Source organism: Endozoicomonas sp. GU-1 (assembly GCF_027366395.1).
In the GTDB taxonomy this organism is placed as follows: domain Bacteria; phylum Pseudomonadota; class Gammaproteobacteria; order Pseudomonadales; family Endozoicomonadaceae; genus Endozoicomonas.
Genome location: NZ_CP114771.1, coordinates 5,550,749 through 5,575,855, shown reverse-complemented (window position 1 = coordinate 5,575,855; position 25,107 = coordinate 5,550,749). Strand labels below are relative to the sequence as shown.

Here is a 25,107-nt window from a genome sequence, read left to right as displayed (position 1 = left end):
ATCAAACAGGAATGCTTAGTTAAACAGCGGCAAGACAACACATCAACCCCAAACAGTAACGACTTTGATCACTGTTTCTGAATCTCGAATTCAGTGTATTGACTTGCATCTCAATCGGGTCAATAGATCCGGTAAAAGCAGTGTAAAGCCCTGGCTTATTCCATTTTAAACAGTAAAGGATTCGCCAATAGTGGTTTTCCACATGGCTCTGAATGGATGAACCTCATACTATCCGTCACAGTACATAACCCTGTATACTCTCCGGCGCTTTGCACGGGGCATTTCCCGCCAAAGACGCCCTTCCCCTGAAGTCATACAGGGTAATACTTAAGACCGCCAATACCTTCTCCCCTAACAGGTTATGACGTTTGCAAAAACAAATAAGTGGTAGGTATTTTGCTGAATGCAAACAGTACGGAGCTGTCAATGATCGCTAACATCACTGATCGTAAACTCGGAAAATGGCTTCCGATAGGCGCTTTAGCCACCTCTATTTTCCTTCTGGCCGGTTGCTCGGAGGAGCAGCAGCCGCAACATCAAATGCCGCCACCCGGTGTATCGGTTGTCAGTGTAATCGATCAGGAAGTCGGCGACTATTATGAATACATTGGCCGTTCAGAAGCGATCAATGAGGTAGACATCCGTGCTCGTGTAGAAGGCTTTCTGGTCAAAAGAAACTTTACCGAAGGAGGTATGGTTGAACAGGGCCAGCTGCTTTACGAAATTGACCGGGCACCATTTGCAGCCGCCCTCAAAGGTGCCGAGGCTCAGCTGGCAAGCAGCAAAGCTTCCCTTATTAACGCCCGGAAAAACCTTGAGCGTAGCCGGGATCTGGTAAAACGGGGGGCGATCAGTCAGGCTGACTACGATAATAAAACCAGCTCGGAAGCTCAGGCAGTGGCTGCGGTGGAAGCTGCAGAAGCCAGTCTGGAAACAGCCCGGCTGAATCTTGGCTACACGCAAATTTCCGCACCCTTCACGGGGGAAATTGGCAAATCAACCTACAGTGTTGGCAATCTGGTGGGACCCACCAGCCAGCCTCTGGCGACGCTGACCAGCATGGATCCAATCTATGTTACTTTTCAGGTGGATGAACGACAGCTGATCAGCCATCTGGCGGAACACCCCGGAGCCAGAACGGCGCAGGAAGCCAGCGTTGAGGCCGAAGAAAAAGGCAGGTTCAAGCTCTCTCTCAGACTGCCCAATGGCACTGAATACGACCAGCCAGGCACCTTCAGTTTTGCCGACACCCAGATCGATGAAACCATGGGTACCCTGACCCTGCGAGCCACCTTCCCGAACCCTCAGGGTATTATTCTGCCGGGCCTCTACGTCACGCTGCAGGCAGAAAGCCATCAGAAAACGCCCATGCCCCTGATTCCTCAGGCCGCCGTTCAGCAGGATCAGTCCGGCTATTTTGTCCTGGTTGTCACGCCGGAAAATATCGTTGAAACCCGACAGGTGGAAGTCGGTCGTCGTATCAATGCCATGTGGGCAGTCACCTCCGGCCTTAAGCAAGGTGAACAGATTGTCGTTCAGGGCCTGCAGAAAGTGCGCCCGGGCGGCACCGTATCGCCAACCCTGGTTAATGTAGACCCAACCACCGGTACGCTTTCATCCCCCGCTTCCGCCAAGCCACAGGAGCAGGATATCTGAGATGATCAGCCAGTTTTTTATTAACCGGCCCAAGTTCGCATTCGTCATCTCGATTGTGATCACCATGGTCGGTCTGATCTCGCTGACAACACTGCCAGTGAGTATGTTCCCGGAAATCACGCCGCCCCAGGTAACCATCAACGCCACCTACCCGGGTGCCGATGCAGAAACCCTGGAGTCTGCGGTTATGCGCCCCATTGAAGAGCAGGTAAACGGGGTTGAAGGGATGATTTATATGGACTCCAAAGCCTACAATAATGGCAGTGTGTCCATCACCGTCACCTTTGATTCCGGCACCGACCAGGACATCGCCATGGTCAACGTGCAGAACCGGGTAGCCGCTGCCGAACCGGGTTTGCCTGAACAGGTGCGCCGACTGGGCATTAATGTACGAAAACAGTCGTCCAATATGCTGCTCGGGGTTAACCTGGTGTCGGAATCCGGCAAGTTTGATCAGGTCTATCTGAGCAACTACGCCAGTAACTATCTGATAGACCCAATGACCCGTATCAATGGCGTAGCGCAGGCCCAGGTGATGGGTGCCATGACCTACAGTATGCGCGTCTGGCTGAACCCCAGCCGGATGGCGGCACTGGGTGTCACCACTTCCGACGTCAGTCTTGCCATTAATGAGCAGAATGCCATTGTTCCCGCCGGACAACTGGGACAATCCCCCCAATCAGCCGGATCAACAATTTACCTATACGATTCGCACCCGGGAACAGCTGGAATCCCCTGATGCTTTTAGCAATATCATTATCCGGGCAAACCCGGATGGCTCTTTGTCCGCATTAAAGATATTGCCAAAGTGGAACTTGGTTCCCAGAACTACGAGGGTGATGCACGGCTGAACAAACAACCCACGGCATTCCTGGTGGTTTACCAGCAACCGGATGCCAATGCCATGGACGTGGCCAAAAGCGTAAAAGCCAAGATGGAAGAGCTGAAGAAGAACTTCCCCGCAGGCATGGACTATACCATCAAGTTTGACACCACAGAGTTTATTTCCGAGTCCATCAATGAGGTGGTCAAAACACTGTTTGAAGCGGTACTTCTGGTTATCCTGGTGGTCTTCCTGTTCCTGCAGAACTGGCGCGCAACGCTGATTCCCGCCATCGCTATCCCGGTGTCGTTGATTGGTACCTTTGCGGTCATGCAGGTACTGGGGTTCTCCATCAATACCATCAGCCTGTTTGGCCTGGTGCTGGCCATCGGTGTGGTGGTGGACGATGCCATTGTCGTGATTGAAAACGTTGAACGACTGATCACCAAAGAAGGCATGGCACCGAAAGAGGCCACCCGTCAGGCGATGAAAGAGGTATCCGGCCCCATTGTTGCCACCACCATGGTACTGCTGGCGGTTTTTGTACCCGTGGCATTTATGCCGGGCATTACCGGAGGCCTTTATACCCAGTTTGCCGTGACCATTTCTGTCGCGGTACTGATCTCCTCGGTCAATGCGCTCACCTTAAGCCCCGCACTGTGCTCAGTGTTACTGAAAAAAGGCAGTCTTGACCAGATTGTCTGGCTGAAGCCAGTAGACACCCTGATTCACAAATTGACCGGGGGTTACCAGGGCTGGGTAAAACTTTTATTGCGCCGTTCCATTCTGGGCGTTGGTCTTCTGGCGGTGATGCTGGGCAGTACCGGCTTTATGTTTACCACCACACCCGGCGGCTTCGTCCCCGGTGAAGACCAGGGCTTCTTTGCGGTCAACATTCAGCTTCCGGATGCGGCTTCTCTGAATCGCACCCAGGAATTAATGGGGGAGATCACCGACCAGATTCGCTCTGAAAAAGGGGTGGATAGCGTTATCACCATTTCCGGCTTTAGTATCTTCAGTGGTTCCAGCAGTAATGCGGCCATGGCCATTGTCGTACTGGATGACTGGTCAGAGAGACAGAGCCCTGAGCTGCACCAGGATGCCATTTTGCAAAGAACCCAGGCGAAACTGTGGTCGCTGCAAGAAGCACAGGTCATGGCTTTTGCCTTCCCCCCCATTCCGGGTCTTGGGTCATCCGGTGGCTTTGACTTCCGGCTGCAAGACACCATGGGACGCTCATCCCAAGAGCTAAGCCAGGTCATGAATGGCCTGATTTACCAGGCCAACCAGCAGCCGGAACTGGCCCGGGTGTTCTCAACCTGGCAGGCCAATGTGCCGCAATACCTGCTGGAAGTGGATCGTCAGAAAGCCAAGGCCCAGGATGTATCGTTATCTGAGATTTTCATGACGCTGCAAACCCAGCTGGGCTCACTGTACGTGAATAACTTCACCCTGTTTGGCCAGAACTATCAGGTCAACCTGCAGGCTGAAAGTGCTGACCGGGCGGGACCGGCTGACCTCAGCAAGTTCTATGTCCGTAACAGTCAGGGACAAATGGTGCCATTGACCACGGTTGCTTCCCTGAAACCCGTGCTGGGCCCCAGCAGTATCGGTCATTACAACCTGTATCAATCCGCCAGCATCAGTGGTCAGGCTGCTCCGGGCTACAGCTCCGGTGACGCCATTGCGGCAATGGCCCGTCTGGCTGAGAACCTTCCCCAGGGCTATACCTACTCCTGGTCAGGTCAGTCTTTACAAGAAATCGAAGCAGGCAACCTGGCACCCATCCTGTTTGCGCTGTGCTTCCTGTTTGCCTACCTGTTCCTGGTCGCCCAGTACGAAAGCTGGACCATGCCACTGGCCATCATCAGTGCCGTACCCATTGCTACCTTTGGTGCCTTTGTAGGGATCAATATCATGCGACAGTGGAATCCGGTGCTGGCCAATGACATCTATGCCCAGATCGGGATGGTGCTGTTAATTGGTATCGCGGCAAAAACGGCAATTCTGATCGTGGAATTTGCCATGGTTCAACGTCGGGAAGGCAACAGTATTTTTGACTCAGCCATTAATGCCGCAGGCCTGCGTTTCCGTGCTGTACTGATGACGGCACTGTCTTTTATCCTCGGGGTAATGCCGCTGGTGCTTGCCACTGGCGCTGGTGCCGCCAGCCGACAGATCATCGGTATCACGGTGAGCTCCGGGATGTTGGCGGCCACTATCTTTGGCACTCTGCTGATTCCAGTGTTTTATTTACTGTTGCAAAGGGTGCGTGAGCATTTTGATCCTGACAAGGCAAATAGTTAATTGAATCAGGAGGATGCTGTGTACAATCTCCGTTCACCGGGAGGGTGATTGGCACAGTGTTCAGCGGTTAGAGTTGACGACTTTCAACTACGCTTCAAGACGAACGAAGTCTGGCAGTCTATGACGGAGCCCATCAATTACATTGAAACCATATTCCAGATCGCTGGCTTATTAACTGGTTATTCATAACGGTATTTATAAAGCACTACTGTTATGAGGCATCAGTGGATCGGCCAGCTCATCAACCGTCACGTTCAATGAGTTTTTCGGAATGGCTCCGGGCTTGATGGTTGCTGTGCCATCCTCTCTAATTAGCCATTGCTGCCCACCAGCCCTGACCGACAGAGGTCTGTGCAATGCCTCGGCCATCAATGTCAGTGGATGTCTGTCGGGCAGCGCACTGCCTGGCAACCAGTCCTCCAGAGTAAAGTTTGACCAGCATTCAGGCCCGTAGCAACTGCCTGCTAATTGCGCCCGTTGAACCTCCTCCTGGACAAGCGCAGGTGCCACCTTTGGATCATCATTGGCAGCACGAGAGGAATCATCATCACCGCCAGCCTCCCATTGCTCACAGTCTGCCAGTCTGGAAATACGATGCCTGTCTATATCCTCCCCGGTTTTTTCCAGTGTCATTTTCAACGGGTTTACCTGCCTTTTCAGTTCACCCCAGCCTCTTGCAATTGTGACAGATTGAAGGTGTCCATTTGCGATTGATCTTGTCGATGTTGTACAGGTTTTTTTCGACCTTTTGGCAACTTGTTGTTTCTTTTCAAAAACTGGAACCGTTCACTCCAGATGCTTTTAATCTCATCAAAAGCGGCTTCAATCTCACTAACCAGCCCTACCTCTATCCCGACACGCTCATGCAAAGATGCCAGCTCATCCAGAAATTCCCTGTCCAGCCCATCAGTACGAAGAATTAATCCCGACAAGGTGCTCAGCGCATCATTGACATTATCAAGCCAACCACAAATCTTCGTTATATCAGTAACGTCCTGCATGGCCTTTTTGAATTCCATACCCAAAGTGGGCGACGGCGTCAAACCTGCTCGTATTAACTGCCCATAGGAATAAATAAAGGACGTATGAGTGATAATCCGGTCAAATTCTTTATTCATTTTTCTATCAAGCATATCAGCAAGAGCGAAATAAGACTCAGCCTTAACCATAGGCGTACTCTCGGGATCATCAACCACTGATTGAATCATTGCCTTGACCTCAGCCATTGGTCGATCAGCAATAAACGCCTTTACCGCATCCTGCACCCCCTGTGGCAAAGGTGTTTCCCGTGGTGGGGTTGGTGAGTCTTGTCGGGCTGTCGACTGAGCTGCGGGTACAGGTGCTTTTGGCTGCACCGGTTTCCGGTAACCATAGCCCCTGGTCATTTTTCGTTTAAGCTTCCCCCTGATCTCCGATTTTTTCCTGGCTTTCTCAGATTCTTCTTCACTGATCAGACTGTTTATTTGCATGGCGGATTCTTCTGCTTTCAGGGCATGCATCAGTAAAATATCTCTGCAGGGCCCTTCTATGAATCGTTGAAAACAGTCATCAAGATTTGCACACTCAGCTTTAGACAGGGAAAACGTCTGCTTAAATTTTTCCATCGCGTCTTTAAACGACTTTTTGGTTGTTTCGATATGTATAAGTTTTTGATTGTCAATGTCTGACAAGTTGATGCAAACCAGGCACGCTAATGCCTTCGATGCAAGATAAAACAACCATTCGATATCGTCCAGTTCAGCATTTATGCCATCAATTTTGCCATCAATCAGGTTGCTAAACTTGCTTAACAGCCTGAGTGCTGTGGCAAATTCGCCAATACACAGTGAAGCACTGATCATTTGTATCACTTGGGGAATTTCATAGCACTCGAACAGGTCTGGGTCTTTTTTGTCCGACGCTGAATTTAACCAATTGCTGAAACCTTTAACAGCAGAAGCTGATCCTCGCTTCAGGTCTGCTTTTTCTTTCAAATGTGGATAGTGATTGACAGCATCATCCAGAGTTCTTATCAGAGACAAACCGACAGTGTCACTGACTCTGGAGATCAGGTCAATATACTGATTATGCTTTTCCACATTCTTGCTAAGCAGACTATCAGGATTGATCGGGATCTGGCTATTCAAATCGGCTAGACTGTCACAGACATTCAGAAGCTCCATGGATTGAGACATGAAGACCTGCCAGTGCTGTGACAAACGATCACCATTGAGAGCATTCGACTGAAACAGCTGGACCAATTCATTGATGTTTTGTCCATACTTATTTGCGAGACGTTCGATTTGGTTTACGTCTGGCTCATCACCACAACGCAATGACGACACAAAGTGTAAATCTAACACTGTTTTGGATACAGGTTTGAAACGTCTGTGGCACAGAGCGAAGTATTCTTGTTTCAAAAGAAACAACTGATCTCTAAGCAATTCACGATTTTCTTTTGCCAATGTTCGGTCACTCGATTTTCTACCAACCTTTTTTCTTTCATTCGTCACCATTTCCTCAAAAAGAGCAACATCCTCTCGAAAATGCTCCATAATCTCGAGATCTTTCATTGACTTAGGTGTAAAGCCAGCAAAGTCATAGGAAAACTCCATATTTCGGAAGGTATTGACACAAAAACGAAGTAATTCTTCAAAACTTTTTACTTTGGGTAATTCTTTATGACGGACAACCTTTCTCTTAGGCAGTTTTTTACCACACTTTTTTTCAACAGGGTCTTCCACCGGTATTTTTTTTCTGCTTTCAATAACATTCGGACCGACGGAGTCAATGGTCTTGCTGGCATTATTGTCTTTGGCTGCTGCCGGGAATTGCTTTTCAAAAGTAACCACGCCAGGTACACTGCCAGCAGAAGGCTTTGTATTTTCCATAACCATTACCTTTTATAATCGCGAATATTTCTTAATATTGACAACGTAAAGCCTTTTTTGTTCCCTATCTATGCAACCTGACCCGGGCCAGATCAAAAATGAGGCGTTATCACGGAGAAAATATAAGGACTTAAGTAGCTGGCCATATGGAATCATATATTTCTGGCTACTTATGTATGAGGCGTCAGTGGATTGGCCAGTTCATCAACCGTCAGGTTCAGCGAATTTTTCGGAATGGCTGCAGGCTTGATGGTTGCTGTGCCATCTTCGCCAATTAACCATTGCTGCCCACCAGCCCTGACCGACAGAGGTCTGTGCAATGCCTCGGCGATCAGTGTCAGTGGATGCCTTTCGGGCAGTGCACTGTCTGGCAACCAGTCCTCCAGGGTAAATTTTGACCAGTATTCAGGCCCGTAGTAACTGTCTGCTAATTGCGCCCGTTGCTGCTGACTGACAAGCGCAGAAGGCACCTCTGGGTCATCATTGGCAGCGCGTGAGGAATCATCATCACCGCCAGCCTCCCATTGCTCACAGTCTGCCAGTCTGGAAATACGATGCCTGTCTAAATCCTCCCCGGTTTTTTCCAGTGTTATTTTCAACGGGTTTACCTGCCTTGTCAGTTTACCCCAGATCTCTAGCAATTTTGGCAGATCGAAGGTGGCCATTTGCGATTGATCTTGCCGATCGTGTACAGGTCTTCTTCGACCTTTTGGCAGCTTGTTGTTTCTTTTCAAAAACTGGAACCGGTCACTCCAGATGCTTTTTAACTCATCAAAAGTGGCTTCAATCTCACTAACCAGCCCAACCTCTGCCCTGAGACGCTCATGCAAAGATGCCAGCTCATCCAGAAATTCCCTGTCCAGCCCATCAGTACGAAGAATTAATCCCGACAAGGTGCTCAGCACATCATTGACACTATCAAGCCAACCACAAATCTTCGTTATCTCAGTAACGTCCTGAATGGCCTTTTTGAATGCCACACCCAAAGCGGGCGACGGCATCACACCTGCTCGTATTAACTGCCCATAGGAATAAATGAAGGACGTTTGAGAGATAATCCGGTTGAATTCTCTATTCATTTTTCTGTCAAGCATATCAGCAAGAGCGAAATAAGACTCAGCCTTAACCACAGGCGTACTCTCGGGATCATCAACCACTGATTGAATCATTGCCGTGACCTCAGCCATTGGTCGATCAGCAATAAACGCTCTTACCGCATCCTGCACCCCCTGTGGCAAAGATGTTGCCCTTGGCGGGGTTGGTGAATCTGGCCGGGCTGGCGACTGGGCGGCGGGTACAGGTGCTTTTAACTCCGCCGGTTTCCGGTAACCATAGCCCCTGGCCATTTTTCGTTTCAGCTTCCCCCTGATCTCCCGTTTTTCCCTGGTTTTCCCAGATTCTTCTCCACTGATCAAACGGTTTATTTGCCTGGCAGATTCTTGTCCCCTCAGGGCGTGCATCAATAAAACGTCTCTGCAGGGTCCTTCTACGAATCTTTGAAAACACTCATCGAGTTCTGAGCACTCAGCTGCAGACAGGGAAAACATCTGCTCAGCCTTTTGCATTACCTCTTTTAACAACTTTTTGATGGTTTCGATATTTTTAAGTTCATCATTGCCAATGTCTGGCAATTTGATGCAAACCAGGCACGATAACGCCTTCGAGGCGAGATAAAACAACCATTCGGCATCGTCCAGCTCAGCATTTATGCCATCAATTTTGCCATCAATCAGTTTGATGAACTCGCTTAACAGCTTGCGCGCTGAGACAAATTCGCCAATACACAGTGAAGCACTGATCATTTGTATCACTTGGGGAATTTTATAACACTTGAACAGGTCTGAATGGTTTGATGCTGAATTTAACCATTTGCTCAATCCTGTAACATCAGAACCTAACCCACGATGCAGGTCATTTTTGTCCTCTAGCTGTGCATAGTGATTAACAGCATCGTCCAGGATTATGATCAGAGACAAACTGACAGTTGTACAGAGACGGGATGCTGAGTCGGGAAACCCTTTAAATGTTTCCTGATGATGTTTCGAGAGTTGTTGATGCAAACTGGTCAGATCGGCACAGACATTCAGACACTCCATGGATTGTGACATAAAGACCTGCCAGTGCTGTGCCAGACGATCACTACAGACAGCGTGCCAGTATAACTCCATGTCAAGATCACCGACGCATTGGCAATACTTACTGGTGAGACGTTTGATTAGTTGGTGCATGTCTGGCTCATCACCAAGACGCAATGACGATACCATCTGTAACACTAACACTATCCCGGATACAGGCTTGTAGCGTTCGGAGCACAAAACAAAGTACTCATATTTCAAATTAAACAGCTGCTCTCTGAGGCATTCATAGCTTTGTCTTGCGCTTGTTCGGTCACCGCCCATTTTACGCAGCTTCTGTCTTTCATCGCTCACCATCTTGTCAAAACGAGCAACATCCGCTCGAAAAGACTCCATCATCTTGAGATCTTCCGTTGACTTTGGTGTAAAGCCTGCAAGATCGTAGGAAAACTCCTTATGTTTGAGATTCTCACGGTAAAAAGACATTAATTCCGAATAACTTTTTACCGTGGATGGTTCTTCATCGAAGTTAACTTTTCTTTCAGTCAGGCTTTTCTCCGGTATTTTTTTAGCAGAGTATTCCACCGGAGCATTTTTTCTGCTTTTAACAGTATTCGAACTGCTGGGTATCCCGGCCAAAGAACCGCCAGAGTCAATGCGCTTGCTGGCATGATTGGCTATGGCTGCTGCCGGTAATTGATTTTTACCACTTACCACGCCAGGTACACTGACAACAGAAGGCTGTACACTTTCCATAACCAATACCCCTTTAGAATCGCGGATATCTCTCAATACGGACAACATAAAGCCTTTTTTGTTCCATCTCTGTGCAACCTGACCCGGGCCAGATCGACAACGAGCAGTTATGCACGCCTCAAATCACTGAGAAAAATAAGGGCTTAATTAACCTCCCGGTGACGGCCTTTGTTATCGGCTTTTTTATCAATTGAGAAAAGCAGCCTGTCCCTGTGCACTATCACGTCATACAATGGACCTCATAATAACGTGTATGGAGTTCAACGATGACCACTGCTTATGAGCATCTGGTGAGCCGATTCCAGCAGATGTATCACCTTTCCCATCTGGGAGCTATCGCTGGCTGGGACCAGGCCGCCATGATGCCTGTCGGCGGCAATCAGGCCCGTGGTGCAGCGCTGGCGGAATTGAACACCCTTCTGCATCAGCTGCTGACGGCACCGGAAGTGGCAGCCTGGCTGCAAGAAGCACAGGCTCAGGAAACCAACCCGGACACCATCCGCTCCATTAGAGAAATGGCGGTTGAATGGCAACAGGCCAGTGCCATTCCTGATGATCTGGTGAAAGCCAAAACCATTGCATCCACAAACTGTGAACATGCCTGGCGCAGCCAGCGGCCTGCAAATGACTGGCCGGGTTTTGCCAGGAATCTGCAAGAGGTGGTTAACCTCTCCCGCCAGGAAGCGGCTGTTCGGGCAGAAAAAAACCATGTTTCCCCTTACAACGCCCTGTTGGAGCTTTATGAACCCGGCGTCAATACCCGGGAGCTTGACCAGCTGTTTGGTGACCTGAAAACCTGGCTGCCTGGCTATATTCAGGATGCCCTGGATCGCCAGTCTTCGGTGAGCATCATTCAGCCTGAAGGCCCCTTCCCGATCGACAGGCAAAAGGCGCTGGGACTGGAGGTGATGCAGCTGCTCGGCTTTGATTTTGACCATGGCCGACTGGACGTAAGTACTCACCCATTTTGTGGTGGTGTCAGCGAAGATGTCCGGATGACTACCCGCTACAAAGAAGATAACTTTGTGGAAGCACTGATGGGCATCATCCATGAAACCGGCCATGCCCGCTACCAGCAAAATCTGCCGGAACAGAACCGTGAACTCCCCATTGCCCTCCCCCGCTCCATGGGCATCCATGAAGGACAGAGCCTGTTCTTTGAAATGCAGCTGGGTCGCAGCAGCGAATTCCTGTCGCTGATCCAGCCGTTGATCGTCAAACACCTCTGCGCTGGCACGTCACAGTCGGCCATGGCACTGGATAATCTGGAAAAAATCTACAAACGGGTTCGTCCGGGCTTTATCCGGGTTGATGCGGATGAGATCACCTACCCGGCTCATATTATTTTGCGCTATGAAATCGAGCGAGACCTGATTGAAGGGAACATCGAGGTGGGTGATATCCCCGAACTCTGGCAGCAGAAAATGCAGGATTACCTGGGTCTGGATGTAGCCGGTGATCACAAGAATGGCTGCATGCAGGATATTCACTGGCCCATGGGTTCGTTCGGCTACTTCCCGAGCTACACCCTCGGAGCCATGGTCGCAGCCCAGCTGTTTGCCGCCCGGAAAAAAACCATGCCGGATATTGCAGAGCTGATTCAACAGGGTAACCTTTCACCCATTTTTGACTGGCTGAAAAACAACATCTGGTCACAGGGACGAAAGTATTCCACGGCAGAACTGATGACCAGGGCGACCGGCGAGCCATTAACAGCCAGTCATTTCCAACAACACCTGAAAGAAAGGTATCTTGGCTGACAGGCCCTGATAAATAGCATTTTCATCAATAGCACGCCCGGGTTAACTATGATGAAATCGACTGAATCTCTCCATTATTATCCTCGAGGTTAACCTGATGCGGGGCATCAAAACGACACATGTCCGCCATATATTTCAGGGGCTGGCAGCACTGATTATCATCATAACGGGGATCAAGCTGGGCAGCACACTGGTTATTCCCCTGCTGCTTTCTGCCCTGCTTGCCTTGCTGGCCAATCCTGTGGTTGACTTGCTGGCGCGGTTCAGGGTCCCCCGAATCGTCGGAATCCTGTTCACCTTAACGGCCTTTGTCATCTTCGCCCTGTTATTCCTGGGTAATGTTGCCAGCACGGTTCAGGAGTTTACCGCTGCACTGCCCGGGTATCGTGAACAGCTGACTGAGTCGTTTAACAGGACTCAGGCCTTTTTAGCACAGAAAAATATCCGTGTTGACCTGAAAACCTTTATGGACTCCTTTGACCCATCGGCGCTTGTCAGTCTGCTGACCAATATGATTGGCAAACTCGGCAGCACCATGAGTTTTGCCCTGCTGATTTTAATCGCCGCCATCTTCATGCTGCTGGAAGCTCCGCTGCTGCCGGGCAAGCTGCGCTTGGCACTGTCATCCCCGGACCATGAGTTACAGAGCATGCGTCGTTTTCTCCACTCATTTAACCGTTATGTGGCCCTGAAAACGCTGATCAGTATGATCACTGGCCTGTTGGTTGGCACCATGCTCTGGGCGAAAGGGGTGAACTTTTATGTGCTCTGGGGGCTGGTCGCTTTTCTGTTTAACTTCATCCCTAATGTCGGCTCCATCGTGGCGGCTATTCCCGGCATTCTGCTGACACTGCTGCAGTTTGGCTATGGCGATGCCATGCTGGTTCTGGCGGGCTACCTGGCGATCAACGTGTTTATCGGTAATATCATTGAGCCTAACGTTATGGGACAAGGGCTGGGATTGTCGCCCCTGGTCGTCTTTCTGTCGTTGATCTTCTGGGGCTGGCTGTTAGGGCCTGTAGGGATGATTCTCTCCGTTCCACTGACCATGTTTATTAAAATCATGATGGAATCTTCCAGACAGTGGCGGAACATGGCTATTCTGTTAGGACCTGACGACAGTGCAGAGCAACACCAACAGAAGAACAGCTGATTAATAGGTAAAAGGGAGCCGGTGATGGTTGATAAACCTGACGTTGATCTGAAAAAAAATGACCCGGATAACAATCCATGGATCGACTGGGCAGAAAAGATCCGGGCCATTGCCCAGAACGGGCTCACCTTCTCCAGAGGTGAATTTGACCTTGAGCGATATCACCAATTACAGGCTATTGCCCATGATATGACCGCACTGCTGACCGGAGCCCCCACAGCAAAAGTGAACGACTACTTTCTGCCGGATCATGGTTATGCCACTCCGAAGATTGACCTCCGTGGCGGCGTATTCCTCGATAATAAAATACTGCTGGTCAAAGAGCGGTCTGATGGGCGCTGGGCGCTGCCCGGAGGCTGGGGCGATGTGTGCGAACCTCCCGCTTATGGGGTCGAGCGGGAAATTGTGGAAGAGTCCGGCTATACCGCCAGGGCATTAAAGCTGGTCGCTGTTCGGGATACCCAGCGACACCCCTACCGCCCACGAAGCCCTTATCATATCTACAAATTGATTTTTCTCTGCGAATTGACCGGTGGAGCCCCAAAAGAGAATATTGAAATTTCCGATATTGGCTTTTTTGATATTGACGATCTGCCGGAGCTTTCCGGGGGAAGAACCTTGCCGGAAGATATCCAATTATTACTGGAGCACAAAAATAAACGGGAATTGCCCACCGTTTTTGACTGAAACGATGGGCACAATCCACAGAGAATATTAAGCCGTACCACCCACGGTAATTTCATCAATCTTCAACGTCGGCTGACCAACACCCACCGGAACAGACTGACCATCCTTACCACAGACCCCGACACCGGGGTCCAGTTCCAGGTCATTGCCGACCATGGACACCTTGTTCATCACATCAGGGCCATTACCGATCAGGGTGGCGCCCTTGACTGGCACGGTCTTTTTGCCATTTTCGATCAACCAGGCCTCACTGGTGGAGAACACAAACTTACCGGAGGTAATATCCACCTGACCACCGCCCATGTTTTCCACATAGATGCCTTTTTTAACGGTACTGATAATCTCCTCCGGGTCATGCTTGCCAGCCAGCATATAGGTATTGGTCATCCTTGGCATGGGCAGGTGGGAATACGACTCACGTCGTCCATTTCCGGTTGGTGCAACACCCATTAAACGAGCGTTCAGCTTATCCTGCATATAGCCTTTGAGAATGCCATTTTCAATCAGGACGGTGCTTTCTGTGGGTACGCCCTCATCGTCCATATTCATGGAACCACGACGACCGCCCAGCGTACCGTCATCAACAATGGTACAGTGTGGAGAAGCAACCCGTTCGCCAATCCGGCCAGCATAGGCAGACGACCCTTTACGGTTAAAGTCGCCTTCCAGTCCATGGCCTACCGCTTCGTGCAGCAGCACACCGGACCAGCCAGCGCTTAATACCACCGGCATGGTGCCTGCCGGAGCGGCTACTGCTTCAAGGTTGGTCATTGCCTGACGCACGGCCTTGCGGGCATACTCAAGGCCGGTGTCGTTGAGCAGGAACTGAAGGTAGTCACCCCGACCGCCGCCTCCGGCCGACCCGCGCTCAATACGCCCCTCTTTTTCAGCAATAACACTGACATTCAAACGAACCAACGGGCGAATATCCGCTGCCAGCGTGCCATCGGAGGCGGCTACCAGCACCACCTCATGGACACCGGCCAGACTCACCGTCACCTGCTTGACACTGGGGTCGGCCTTGCGGGCTTCCTGGTCCAGCTTTTTCAGCAGATCAACTTTATCTTCACTGGTTAAAGAATCCAGAGGGTTGGCGGTTCCGTAGAGCGACAGTGGCTGGCTGCGCTGCCATGCCTGAACCTGCTGCTGCTGGCCGACCCGGGCAATACTTCGGGCGGCACCGGCAGCCTGTTCCAGTGCCGGGAGGATAATTTCATTGGAGTAGGCAAAACCGGTTTTCTCGCCACTCATGGCGCGAACACCGACCCCGCTGTCGACATTGAAACTGCCTTCCTTAACGATGCCATCTTCCAGCACCCAGGACTCATGGCGCATGGATTGGAAATAGAGGTCAGCGGCATCCACATTGTGCCCCAGAATGTTGTCCAGAATCCTGCTGAGTTCACTGTCGCCGATATTGGCTGGAGTCAGCAGTTGGTCGCGGGCTGTTGTAATAATATCGGTCATAGATTTTGTCACCACTTTTGTTACCGCTTTGGTCAGCAGCACGTTTTGTCAGCAGCGTGGCTTCACACTGGTTTATTCTTATTGCAAGCCTACTCCCTGAGAACGGGCTAACTCAAGGGAAGTTTACAATTTCTCATAATGCATTTTGTTCAGTTTACCGGCTTCCATGGCCTCCCTGAACCACGGATACCTCTGCCTTTCTACACCGCATACCATCAGCCTTTTCCGGGAGGCTGCCCAATGTGAGTATAAACTGAATAGTCGCCCAGATTCGCAACCAAGCTTATTTCACCCCATGCGGGCAACATCACCTGCATAAATGGCTCGATCAGTTATTGGCCTGCTGATTTAAGGGTTCCAACGGTATTTCAGGTTCCGCTTGTTGCCGTGCCTCGTCCCGACGATGATAGTATTGGCTGAGAGCGCATAGACCAATGCCTGCAACGATGGTGACAGCGGTACCCAGGCTGACACCCACGACAACCCAGGGACTGATGGTTCCAGCCAATGGTGCAGGCATGACGGGCGGTGCCATTGCCGCCGTTGCCAATGGTGTTGTGGGAGTGATCGTGGCATTGATTGACGTTGATGGTACTGTGCTGTTATGAATAGTTAGGCTGCTCCCGGTCCCTATTGTCACGTTTGTCTTTGGCGGCTGAGTCGATGATCCGGGGGTAGTGTTCGTGGCATTGTTGGTCGTTGATGGTGCTGTGCTGTTATCAGTTGTTGGGCTGGTCCCGATCCTGGTTGTCACGGTTGTCTTTGGCGGCTGAGTCGATGATCCGGGGGTAGTGTTCGTGGCATTGCTGGACGATGATGGCGCTGCGTTGGTAGTAGTTACATTGATCGTTTCCGTTCCGGTGGGTCGTGCCGTGGTTGTCAGATTTTGTCTGTGCCTCGAAGTGTTTGTGTTGTCGATTTTCGTATCATTCCGATCCTCGGCACTTCCTGCTATAGGCCGGGCCGCAGCCCCCGCCAGCCGATCCATCGCCATCAGGGTGACGGTTGCCATAGCCGGACCTGATACACGGTTTGTTGTGCCCGAAGCGGTTACCGGCTTGCCCGGCTTTTCATCTTCCTGTTTTTTATCAGTGACCTTTTGCGAAGGGTCTTTTGACACATTTTCTGAACCGATGGTTGACTCTTTACCCGGCTTTCCCGACTTTCCCGAAACAGCCATATCATCCAACCTATTCGCCAGAGAAACGTAAGAACAGATGGTTCCTATCGCATCGCCCACTGCACTGGCATTGGGTACCCAGCAGGAAAGTGCCTTGCTGGCCAGCCCAACCCCCTGGACGACATTATCCGCCAGGCTTGTTTTGTCGTTTTTATGGTCAGCAGACACAGTACTGGCAACCGGGGCCGTTGGCTGGCTGATGTGTCGTTGATGTTCAGGAACATAATTTGGAGAGAGAGATCTGAAGAAGGTGGTAACTCCTGACTGGACGGCAACGGCAAACTTTCCTAATGTGCCAGTGGGGTTGGTTTTTGCTGGTTCGTTAAGGTGGGAATTGCCGGGAGCCCCTGACAAAGGTACATAAGTTGAAGAAAATGGCTGCACAATTTACTCCATAATAGATGTTGTCTCGGTTATACATTGAGAGTGCCATTGTCGTATGAGTAAAATACAAAGGCATACACTGGGAGCCTAGATGGCTTTTTGTCGTTATTTCAGTTTTGGTAAGATTGCTTTGGACTACATAAGGCCATAAGCAATTTCTTTTGCCGTGAAAAACATCCCGCTTTATTCGATTGTTCTCACTTTTTGCGGCGGCTTGTTCAACGTTGGGCTCTGTTATGTACAAACCCTGAACAAGAACGGGGCAAATAAAGCAACACGCACAGTACACTACCAAGTTTACATTTATGACTTGAATTCAGGTAAGCCTCCCGAACACAACTTCAGGAAATAGTTTTCCTCCTACCTTGATCACATCGGATCAGAATTTTTTAGAGACCAGTCACTGGGGCCAGAATAGCATGCCCTGAAACAGACTGATGTAGATATTGGTCATCACGCCAAGATCCGTTTCGTTCAATTTACCGACTTCCATGGCCTCCCTGAACCACGAATACCTCTCCCTTTCTACACCGCATACCATCAGCCTTTTCCGGGGGGCTGCCCAATGACGTGAGTATAAACTGAATAGTCGTCCAGATTCGCTACAAAGATTATTTCACCCCATGCGGGCAGCATCACCTGCATAAATGGCTCGATCAGTTATTGGCCTGCTGATTTAAGGGTTTCAACGGTATTTCAGGGTCCGCTTGTTGCCGTGCCTCGTCCCGACGATGATAGTATTGACTGAGAGCGTATAGACCAACACCTCCAGCGATCGTGACAATAATGACAGCGGTACTCAGGCTGAAACCCAGGACAGACCAGGGACTGTCCCAGTGACTGAAGGTTCCAGCCGATGGTGTTGCGGTAGCGTTCGTGGCATTGATGGACGGTAACGGCATTGAGGTGTTGTTTCCTGTCATGGTTGTACCAGGCAACACAGTAGTTGCGTTGGACGTTGATGCGTCGCTAGTGGTCGTGGATATGTTGGCCGTTTCCGAAGTTGGACCTGAGCTGTGCCCTACTGTTGTATTCTGGGCCGCAGCCCCCGCCAGCCGATCCATCGCCATCAGGGTGACGGTTGCCATGGCCGGACCTGATACACGGTTTGTTGTGCCCAAAGCGGTTACCGGCTTGCCCGGCTTTTCATTTTCCTGTTTTTTATCAGTGACCTTTTGCGAAGGGTCTTTTGACACATTTTCTGAACCGATGGTTGACTCTTTACCCGACTTTCCCGACTTTCCCGAAACAGCCATATCATCCAGCCTATTCACCAGGAAAATGGAAGAACAGATGGTTCCTATCGCATCGCCCACTGCACTGGCATTGGGTACCCAGCAGGACAGTGCCTTGCTGGCCAGCCCAACCCCCTGGACGACATTATCCGCCAGGCTTGTTTTGTCGTTTTTATGGTCAGCAGGCACAGTGCTGGCAACCGGGGCCGTTGGCTGGCTGATGTGTCGTTGATGTTCAGGAACATAATTTGGAGAGAGAGATCTGAAGAAGGTGGAAACTCCTGACTGGACGGCAACGGCAAACTTTCCTAATGTGCCGGTGGGGTTGGTGTTTGCTGGTTCGTTAAGGTGGGAATTGCCGGGAGCCCCTGACAGAGGTACATAAGTTGAAGAAAATGGCTGCACAATTTACTCCATAGATTCTCGGTTAGACATTGAGAGTGCCATTGCCGTATAGGTGCGAGACAAAGACCTAGGATTAGCAAGCCTGTAGCCTAGATGGCTTTTTGTGGTTATTTCAGTTTTGGTAAGATTGCTTTGGACTATATAAGGCCATCAGCAATTTCTTTTGCCGTGAAAAATATTCCGCTTTATTCGATTGTTCTCACTTTTTACGTCGGATTGTTCAACGTTGAGCGCTACTATGTACAAACCCTGAACAAGAACGGGGCAAATTAAAGCAACACGCAAAATACACTGTGAAGTTTACATTTATCTAACGCGAGCATACTATCAAACCCGAACGTTTACTTCTGAGTTATCAGCCTCCCGAACACAACTTCAGGAAATAATTTTCCTCCTGCCTTGATCACATCGGATCAGAATTTTTTAGAGACCGGTCACTATGCTGACATCCATACAAATCACCAGACGGGCAGCTGCCATTGCCCTGGCATCACTCCTTCTTGGAGGGTGCGGTCAAGAAGACGTTGCTCAAACCAAAACTGTCGTTATTCAACCTGCCCTGACAGAAGTGGTCAGCAGCAGTATCAATGATGAACTCAGTTTTAATGGTGTGGTCCGTGCCGCTGAACGAGCCAACCTTGCCTTTCGTGTAGGTGGACTGATCACCGACATCCGGGTAAAAGAAGGTGATTACATCAAGCAGGGAGATCTGCTGGCCAAACTGGATGCCCGGGATGCCAAAACAGCACTTGCATCGGCGGAACTTGAGCTGCAAAGTGCAGAGGATGACTATAATCGCGCCAAAGCGATTTTTGACAAAAGCCGGGCGATTTCCAAAAGTGACCTGGACGCCATCACCACCCGATTCAATCTGGTCCGGAACCGTGTCGATGAAGCAAAACGACAGTATGAGTACACCGAGCTGAGAGCACCTTTTGACGGCATCATCGGTCGTAAACTGGTGGACAACCATATCCAGATCCAGGCCAATGCGCCAGTGCTGGTACTGCATGACCTGAGTGACCTGGAAGTCGTGATTAACCTTCCCTATCAGATGATGCTTTCCGAACATAATCAGGCGACAGTCAATGCGGAATTATCCGCTGTACCCGGTCAGTTATTCCCACTGGCTTTACGCACCTGGGCAACAGAAGCGGACCCTGTCTCCCAGACTTACCCGGTGGTATTCGGATTTGATGACCTCAAGGGCTTCCGCGTTCTGCCAGGCATGGCTGTTAAAGTCACTGCGTCCAGCACCCGGGCGGAAGGCGCTCTGGCAACCATCACCGTTCCGCTGACGGCAGTGGTTCCGGACAATCAGGGCGGCCAGTTTGTCTGGGTGGTTGGCAGTGACAACCGGGTGAAAAAACGCTTTGTCAAAGTGGGCAACCTGAATAACAACCGTATCGAGATCAGACAACACCTGTCCAACGGTGAACGGGTCATTATCGCCGGTGTTTCCAGCCTTAAAGAGGGCATGGAAGTTCGCCCATATACCGATAGTCCTGGTGAAAAAGCCACGAAAGGCTCTGGCAACACTGATGGCTCTCTTATCAGAAAAGCTGATGGCCCTTTTATCAGAAACGCTGATGGCTCTCTTATCAGAAAAGCTGATGGCTCCACCCAGAAAAGTTCTGGAGTCTGATGCATGGATATTGCACGCTACACCATCGCAAAACGCACCAGTGTCTGGGTGATTATCGCCCTGACCCTGATCGGCGGTTATATCAGCTACCTGAAACTGGGTCGCTTTGAAGATCCTGAATTCGTTATTCGTCAGGCGGTCATTAATACGCCTTATAATGGTGCCACCGCCCAGGAAGTAGCCGATGAAGTCACGGACCTGATCGAAGGTGCGGTTCAGTCCCTGCAGGAGCTCAAGGAAGTAAAATCCGTCTCCAAACAGGGCATGTCCGAAGTGACCGTTGAAATCCAGCTGGAATTTGCCAAAAGCTCCGGGGATTTACAGCAGGTCTGGGACAAACTGCGGCGGAAAATCAGTGATGTTCAACGGCAACTGCCGCCCGGTGCCGGCCCATCCATCGTTAATGATGATTTCGCCGATGTTTATGCCCTCTTCTTTGCCGTAACCGGTGAAGGGTTCAGTGACCGGCAACTGCAGGATTACGTTGACACCCTGCGTCGTGAGCTGGTACTGGTGCCGGGCGTCGCCAAAACAGCCACGCTGGCCGAACAACAGGAAACCATTTTCGTCGAAATATCCAGTGAACGGATGGCCAGCTACGGCCTGTCGGCAGAGAAAGTCCTTCAGGTACTGCAAAAACAGAACCTGGTGGCCGTTGCTGGCAGTCTTGCCACTGATACCATGCGCATTCCAGTGATCCCCTCCGCCAGCGTACACTCCTTTACTGATCTGAAAAATCTGCAGGTCGGCGTTGGTGCAAACAACGCCGTACTCCGCCTGGGCGATATTGCCGATGTGACCCGGGGACACCGGGAACCGGCCTCCATGCTGATGCGCTATAACGGCGAACGGGCCATTGGCTTTGGTATCTCCAATGTTACCGGTGGCAACGTGGTGGATATGGGGGACGCGGTCAAGGCACGGATTGCTGAACTGGAAAACCAGCGACCACTGGGCATCGAGCTGCATGTGATTTCCATGCAATCCGATTCGGTGCGTGCGTCAGTGGCCAACTTTATCGATAACCTGATTGCCGCTGTTGCCATTGTTTTTGTCGTGCTGCTGCTGTTTATGGGGGTTCGCTCCGGCATCATTATCGGTTTTGTCTTACTGCTTACCGTCGCCGGTACGCTGTGCATCATGCTGATTGAAGATATCGCCATGCAGCGTATCTCCCTGGGAGCCCTGATTATCGCGCTGGGCATGCTGGTGGATAACGCCATTGTGGTGACCGACGGTATTCTGGTACGACTGCAGAACAACCCTCAGGAAGACCGCAAGGCCCTGGCTTCCGAGATTGTCAAATCGACCCAGTGGCCATTGCTGGGCGGCACCGTTGTGGGCATCTGTGCCTTCAGTGCCATTGGTCTGTCACCGTCGGATATGGGGGAATACGCCGGTTCACTGTTCTGGGTAATCCTCTACTCCATGCTGCTCAGCTGGGTATTTGCGGTCACAGTCACCCCAATGCTCTGCCATGACTTTATGAAAGTGAATGCCAGCAAGACGGCCCCTAAGCCGGGTCGAATGATCACGGCCTATAAAGCACTGCTGGTATGGGTAATTAACCATCGTCTGGTAAGTTCAGTACTGCTACTGGCCACACTGGCAGTAACCATCTGGGGAGTACAGTTTGTGCCTCCCGGCTTTATGCCTGATTCACAGCGCCCACAGTTTGTGGCGGACGTCTATCTGCCACAGGGTTCCGATATCAAGCGTACCGAAGCAGTGGTTGCTGATATCGAGCAGGATGTAAAGGCTAAAGAAGGCATAAGCAATATCACCAGCTTTATTGGCGGCGGCGGACTGCGCTTTATGCTGACCTATTCGCCAGAGGCGCGGAACCCAAGCTACGGTCAGCTGCTGATTGATATTGATGATTACACCCGAATTGCGCCGTTATTGAGCGAACTGCAAAAAGAACTGGACAGCAAATACCCCGATGCATCGATAAAAGTCTGGAAGTTTATGCTGGGCCGCGGTGGTGGCAAGAAAATCGAAGCCGGTTTCCAGGGTCCGGACAGTCAGGTGTTGCGTCAACTGGCTGAGCAGGCCAAAGCAATCATGCTGAATGAACCTGACCTGATTGCGATTCAGGACGACTGGCGCCAGCAGGTACCTGTCCTGCGTCCGGTATACGCCGCTGAAGAAGCGCAACGTTTCGGCCTGACCACACCGGAGATCAACCAGGCCATTGCCCAGACACTTACTGGCCGAAACGTCGGAGTGTACCGTGAGGGTAATGAGCTGATTCCTATTGTGGTCCGCTCTCCAGAGGATGAACGCAATCATCAACGGGCTATCGAAAATACCGAAGTGTTCAGTCAGGTGGCGCAGCGCTTTATTCCGGTGAGTCAGTTGATCGATTCAGTCGATGTCGTCTATCAGGATGCCATCTTGCGTCGTATCGACCGCGTACCTACCATTCTTGTACAGGGTGACCCGGCACCCGGTATCCTGACGGCGGATGCATTCAACAATATCCGCAGCAAAATCGAAGCGATTGAACTGCCTCCCGGCTATCAGCTGACCTGGTATGGCGAATACAAAGCCTCAAGGGACGCCAATGCAGGACTGGTCATTTCCGCGCCTTATGGTTTTGCCGCCATGATCCTGTCGGTCATCTTTATGTTCAACGCCCTGCGCCAGCCCCTGGTCATCTGGCTGACCGCACCGCTGGCACTGGTGGGCGTCACTATCGGGCTGGTAATCTTCCAGACGCCTTTCGAATTTATGGCGATACTGGGCTTTTTAAGCCTGATCGGCATGATGGTAAAGAATGCGATTGTTCTGGTGGACCAGGCGGATGTGGAAATCAAAGGTGGGAAACCGGCGTATCATGCCATTATTGATGCCGCCCTCAGCCGTGCCCGTCCGGTGTTGCTGGGTGCCCTGACCACCATACTGGGCGTGGCTCCGCTATTGGTTGACCCATTCTTCAAAAGCATGGCAGTGACCATTATGTTTGGTCTGCTGTTTGCCACCATTCTGACCCTGGTGGTTATCCCACTGTTTTATGCCATCTTCTTCAAAGTGACTGTTGAAACGGCATAAAACGGATAACAATATTCGCTCCTGCCGGGAGCGAATATTTTTTCAACTTGCGCTGAAGATTGGCGCGTTATTTGGTTATCGTCGCCTTTTCTCAAGATACAAATTTTCATACTCATCGCGGTCGTTGGAAAACACGACAGATATCGGATTCTGCAGGTCTTTTTTTGCGTTTTTAGCGCTTGGTTATTGGATCTTTTTGGCGTTTACACGGTCTGAGTAACCAACCCAAACACGCAAGGGGTACTTTAGATGAACCGTGTTTCGTCCATTGCAGCAGTCATACCCACTGCCCCCCCCAAACTGCCCGATCTGCCACGGTGATCTCTACCGACCTGAAAATCCCGAGTTTGCGGGCAGGTACGTCGCCACAGCCAGGCCCTGCGGGCATAAATTCCACTTTAAATGCCTTGATCGCTGGAGAAAGGATCATCTTGAGTGCCCTTACGGGCGCAGGGCCATTGAGGATATGGTGTTGGAAAACCGGACCTTGCCCAGGGGCTGGCAGCAGCAGATGACCAATGCGGCAAAACAAGGCGATATCGGGATCATCCGGGTTCTGCTGAACCTGGGTGCGGACGTGGATGCGGGCCAGAGCCCGGGTAAAACACCACTGGCTCTGGCCGCTACCAATAAGCACCTCGATGCTGCCCTGCTACTGGCCGACCGGGGGGGGGGCCGACCCGGTCGGTCTGAAACAACTGGGGCGTTTGTACCGGTTTGGTGGCGAGGGCGTTCCGGTCGATCTGCGCAAAGCGGAGTGCTGGTTCATTAGGGCGGCCGTGCTGGGGGATGCTTCAGCCATGTGCCACCTGGCTCACCTGTATCATCTTGGTGGCGAGGGCTTTGGGGTAGATCTGCGTAAAGCGGAGTACTGGTACCGGGAGGCGGCTGGGAGGGGGGTTGTTGCGGCCATGAGCAATCTGGGTTACCTGTATCAGTATGGTGGCGAGGGCTTTGAGGCAGATCCGGACCGGGGAACGTTCCTGTTATTCAAGGCGGCCGGGCTGGGGAGTGTTGGAGCCATGTACAACCTTGCCAACCTGTATCACCATGGTGGCGTGGGCTTCAAGATAGATCTGCGCAAAGCGGAGCACTGGTATCTGTACGCGATCAAGCGGAGGTGCTCTGCGGCTATGAGCAATTTGGGTCTCCTGTATCTGCGCGGTGGCAAAGACTTTCCGGCAAATCCGCACAAGGGAAAACGCCTGTTGCTCAAGGCGGCCGGGCTGGGTAATGCTGTCGCCATGTACTGCCTGGGCCAACTGTATGAGTATGGTAGAACGGACTTTCCGACAGATCCCGGCAAAGCGCAGAGCTGGTACCAGAAGGCGGCTGAATTGGGGAATGCCCGGGCCATGAAAAAACTGGAAGAACTCTCTAAACCGCAACCCGCTAAAAAACGCGGGTTTGATGAAGCCTTTCCTGATGAACCCGGCCACGCCCATCCATAGGAGCCATGAATCCGGTAACCAATGCTGGCCTGTTAAAGTTCAGGTCTACTTAAACGACAATAAATTTGTATCTCTATACTTCCTGCATCGATAAAATTGTGTACGTTATAACTGTATGACAACTTTTTTCTGATATTTTGACTTGTTCTGTAATTCAATAAATCTATAAAGCTGTTTTTTGATATTTTCAGAACCTGTT

The 25,107-nt window shown here is 50.9% G+C and carries 15 protein-coding genes and 1 pseudogene; 9 read left to right on the top strand and 7 right to left on the bottom strand.

Going from position 1 to position 25,107, the window contains the following annotated elements; all coding sequences use genetic code 11:
• Window positions 1-426 precede the first annotated feature (426 nt).
• Entirely contained in the window at window positions 427-1,656 is a 1,230-nt protein-coding gene (locus O3276_RS23400; protein ID WP_269673459.1) for an efflux RND transporter periplasmic adaptor subunit, read from the top strand.
• Between the two features lies 1 nt (window position 1,657).
• A pseudogene (locus O3276_RS23395) lies at window positions 1,658-4,786 on the top strand (efflux RND transporter permease subunit).
• Window positions 4,787-4,981: 195 nt separating this feature from the next.
• Here the strand turns inward: O3276_RS23395 and O3276_RS23390 are convergent.
• The 3 genes from O3276_RS23390 to O3276_RS23380 form a co-directional block, all read right to left on the bottom strand.
• On the bottom strand, window positions 4,982-5,419 hold the full coding sequence (locus O3276_RS23390) for a hypothetical protein (RefSeq protein ID WP_269673458.1): 438 nt from the start codon (window positions 5,417-5,419) through the stop codon (window positions 4,982-4,984).
• A 23-nt stretch (window positions 5,420-5,442) separates the two neighbouring features.
• Window positions 5,443-7,656, bottom strand: coding sequence for a hypothetical protein (locus tag O3276_RS23385; protein WP_269673457.1), 2,214 nt, complete (start codon window positions 7,654-7,656; stop codon window positions 5,443-5,445).
• A gap of 170 nt (window positions 7,657-7,826) precedes the next feature.
• On the bottom strand, window positions 7,827-10,487 hold the full coding sequence (locus O3276_RS23380) for a hypothetical protein (RefSeq protein ID WP_269673456.1): 2,661 nt from the start codon (window positions 10,485-10,487) through the stop codon (window positions 7,827-7,829).
• Window positions 10,488-10,753: 266 nt separating this feature from the next.
• On the opposite strand from O3276_RS23380, the gene O3276_RS23375 reads away from it, so the two are divergent.
• From O3276_RS23375 to O3276_RS23365, 3 genes are all read left to right on the top strand, one after another.
• A complete protein-coding gene (locus O3276_RS23375) occupies window positions 10,754-12,247 on the top strand; it encodes a carboxypeptidase M32 (RefSeq protein WP_269673455.1) in 1,494 nt (497 codons plus the stop codon).
• A gap of 97 nt (window positions 12,248-12,344) precedes the next feature.
• Window positions 12,345-13,400 (top strand): AI-2E family transporter, encoded by a 1,056-nt coding sequence (locus O3276_RS23370; RefSeq protein WP_269673454.1) that lies wholly within the window; start codon window positions 12,345-12,347, stop codon window positions 13,398-13,400.
• Between the two features lie 24 nt (window positions 13,401-13,424).
• On the top strand, window positions 13,425-14,087 hold the full coding sequence (locus tag O3276_RS23365) for an NUDIX hydrolase (RefSeq protein ID WP_269673453.1): 663 nt from the start codon (window positions 13,425-13,427) through the stop codon (window positions 14,085-14,087).
• 27 nt (window positions 14,088-14,114) lie between these two features.
• Here the strand turns inward: O3276_RS23365 and tldD are convergent, their stop codons facing one another.
• The 4 genes from tldD to O3276_RS23345 form a co-directional block, all read right to left on the bottom strand.
• Window positions 14,115-15,554, bottom strand: coding sequence for a metalloprotease TldD (gene tldD, locus O3276_RS23360; RefSeq protein ID WP_269673452.1), 1,440 nt, complete (start codon window positions 15,552-15,554; stop codon window positions 14,115-14,117).
• A gap of 328 nt (window positions 15,555-15,882) precedes the next feature.
• Window positions 15,883-17,118 carry a hypothetical protein gene (locus O3276_RS23355; protein ID WP_269673451.1) on the bottom strand — a complete coding sequence of 412 codons (1,236 nt, stop codon included), beginning with the start codon at window positions 17,116-17,118 and terminating at the stop codon, window positions 15,883-15,885.
• A 400-nt stretch (window positions 17,119-17,518) separates the two neighbouring features.
• Window positions 17,519-17,659, bottom strand: a complete 141-nt coding sequence (locus O3276_RS23350; RefSeq protein ID WP_269673450.1) for a hypothetical protein — start codon at window positions 17,657-17,659, stop codon at window positions 17,519-17,521.
• Window positions 17,660-17,774: 115 nt separating this feature from the next.
• Window positions 17,775-18,758, bottom strand: coding sequence for a hypothetical protein (locus O3276_RS23345; protein ID WP_269673449.1), 984 nt, complete (start codon window positions 18,756-18,758; stop codon window positions 17,775-17,777).
• A gap of 439 nt (window positions 18,759-19,197) precedes the next feature.
• Between O3276_RS23345 and O3276_RS23340 the strand changes: the two genes are divergently transcribed.
• From O3276_RS23340 to O3276_RS23325, 4 genes are all read left to right on the top strand, one after another.
• Window positions 19,198-20,403 carry an efflux RND transporter periplasmic adaptor subunit gene (locus O3276_RS23340; protein WP_269673448.1) on the top strand — a complete coding sequence of 402 codons (1,206 nt, stop codon included), beginning with the start codon at window positions 19,198-19,200 and terminating at the stop codon, window positions 20,401-20,403.
• 3 nt (window positions 20,404-20,406) lie between these two features.
• Window positions 20,407-23,457: an efflux RND transporter permease subunit gene (locus O3276_RS23335; RefSeq protein WP_269673447.1), complete on the top strand. Its 3,051-nt coding sequence runs from the start codon at window positions 20,407-20,409 to the stop codon at window positions 23,455-23,457.
• A gap of 256 nt (window positions 23,458-23,713) precedes the next feature.
• The gene (locus tag O3276_RS23330; protein WP_269673446.1) at window positions 23,714-24,229 is read left to right on the top strand and encodes an RING finger domain-containing protein; all 516 of its coding nucleotides are present in this window, start codon (window positions 23,714-23,716) and stop codon (window positions 24,227-24,229) included.
• Window positions 24,165-24,908 (top strand): tetratricopeptide repeat protein, encoded by a 744-nt coding sequence (locus O3276_RS23325; RefSeq protein WP_269673445.1) that lies wholly within the window; start codon window positions 24,165-24,167, stop codon window positions 24,906-24,908. Before O3276_RS23330 ends, O3276_RS23325 begins: the two co-directional genes overlap by 65 nt.
• Window positions 24,909-25,107: the final 199 nt, after the last annotated feature.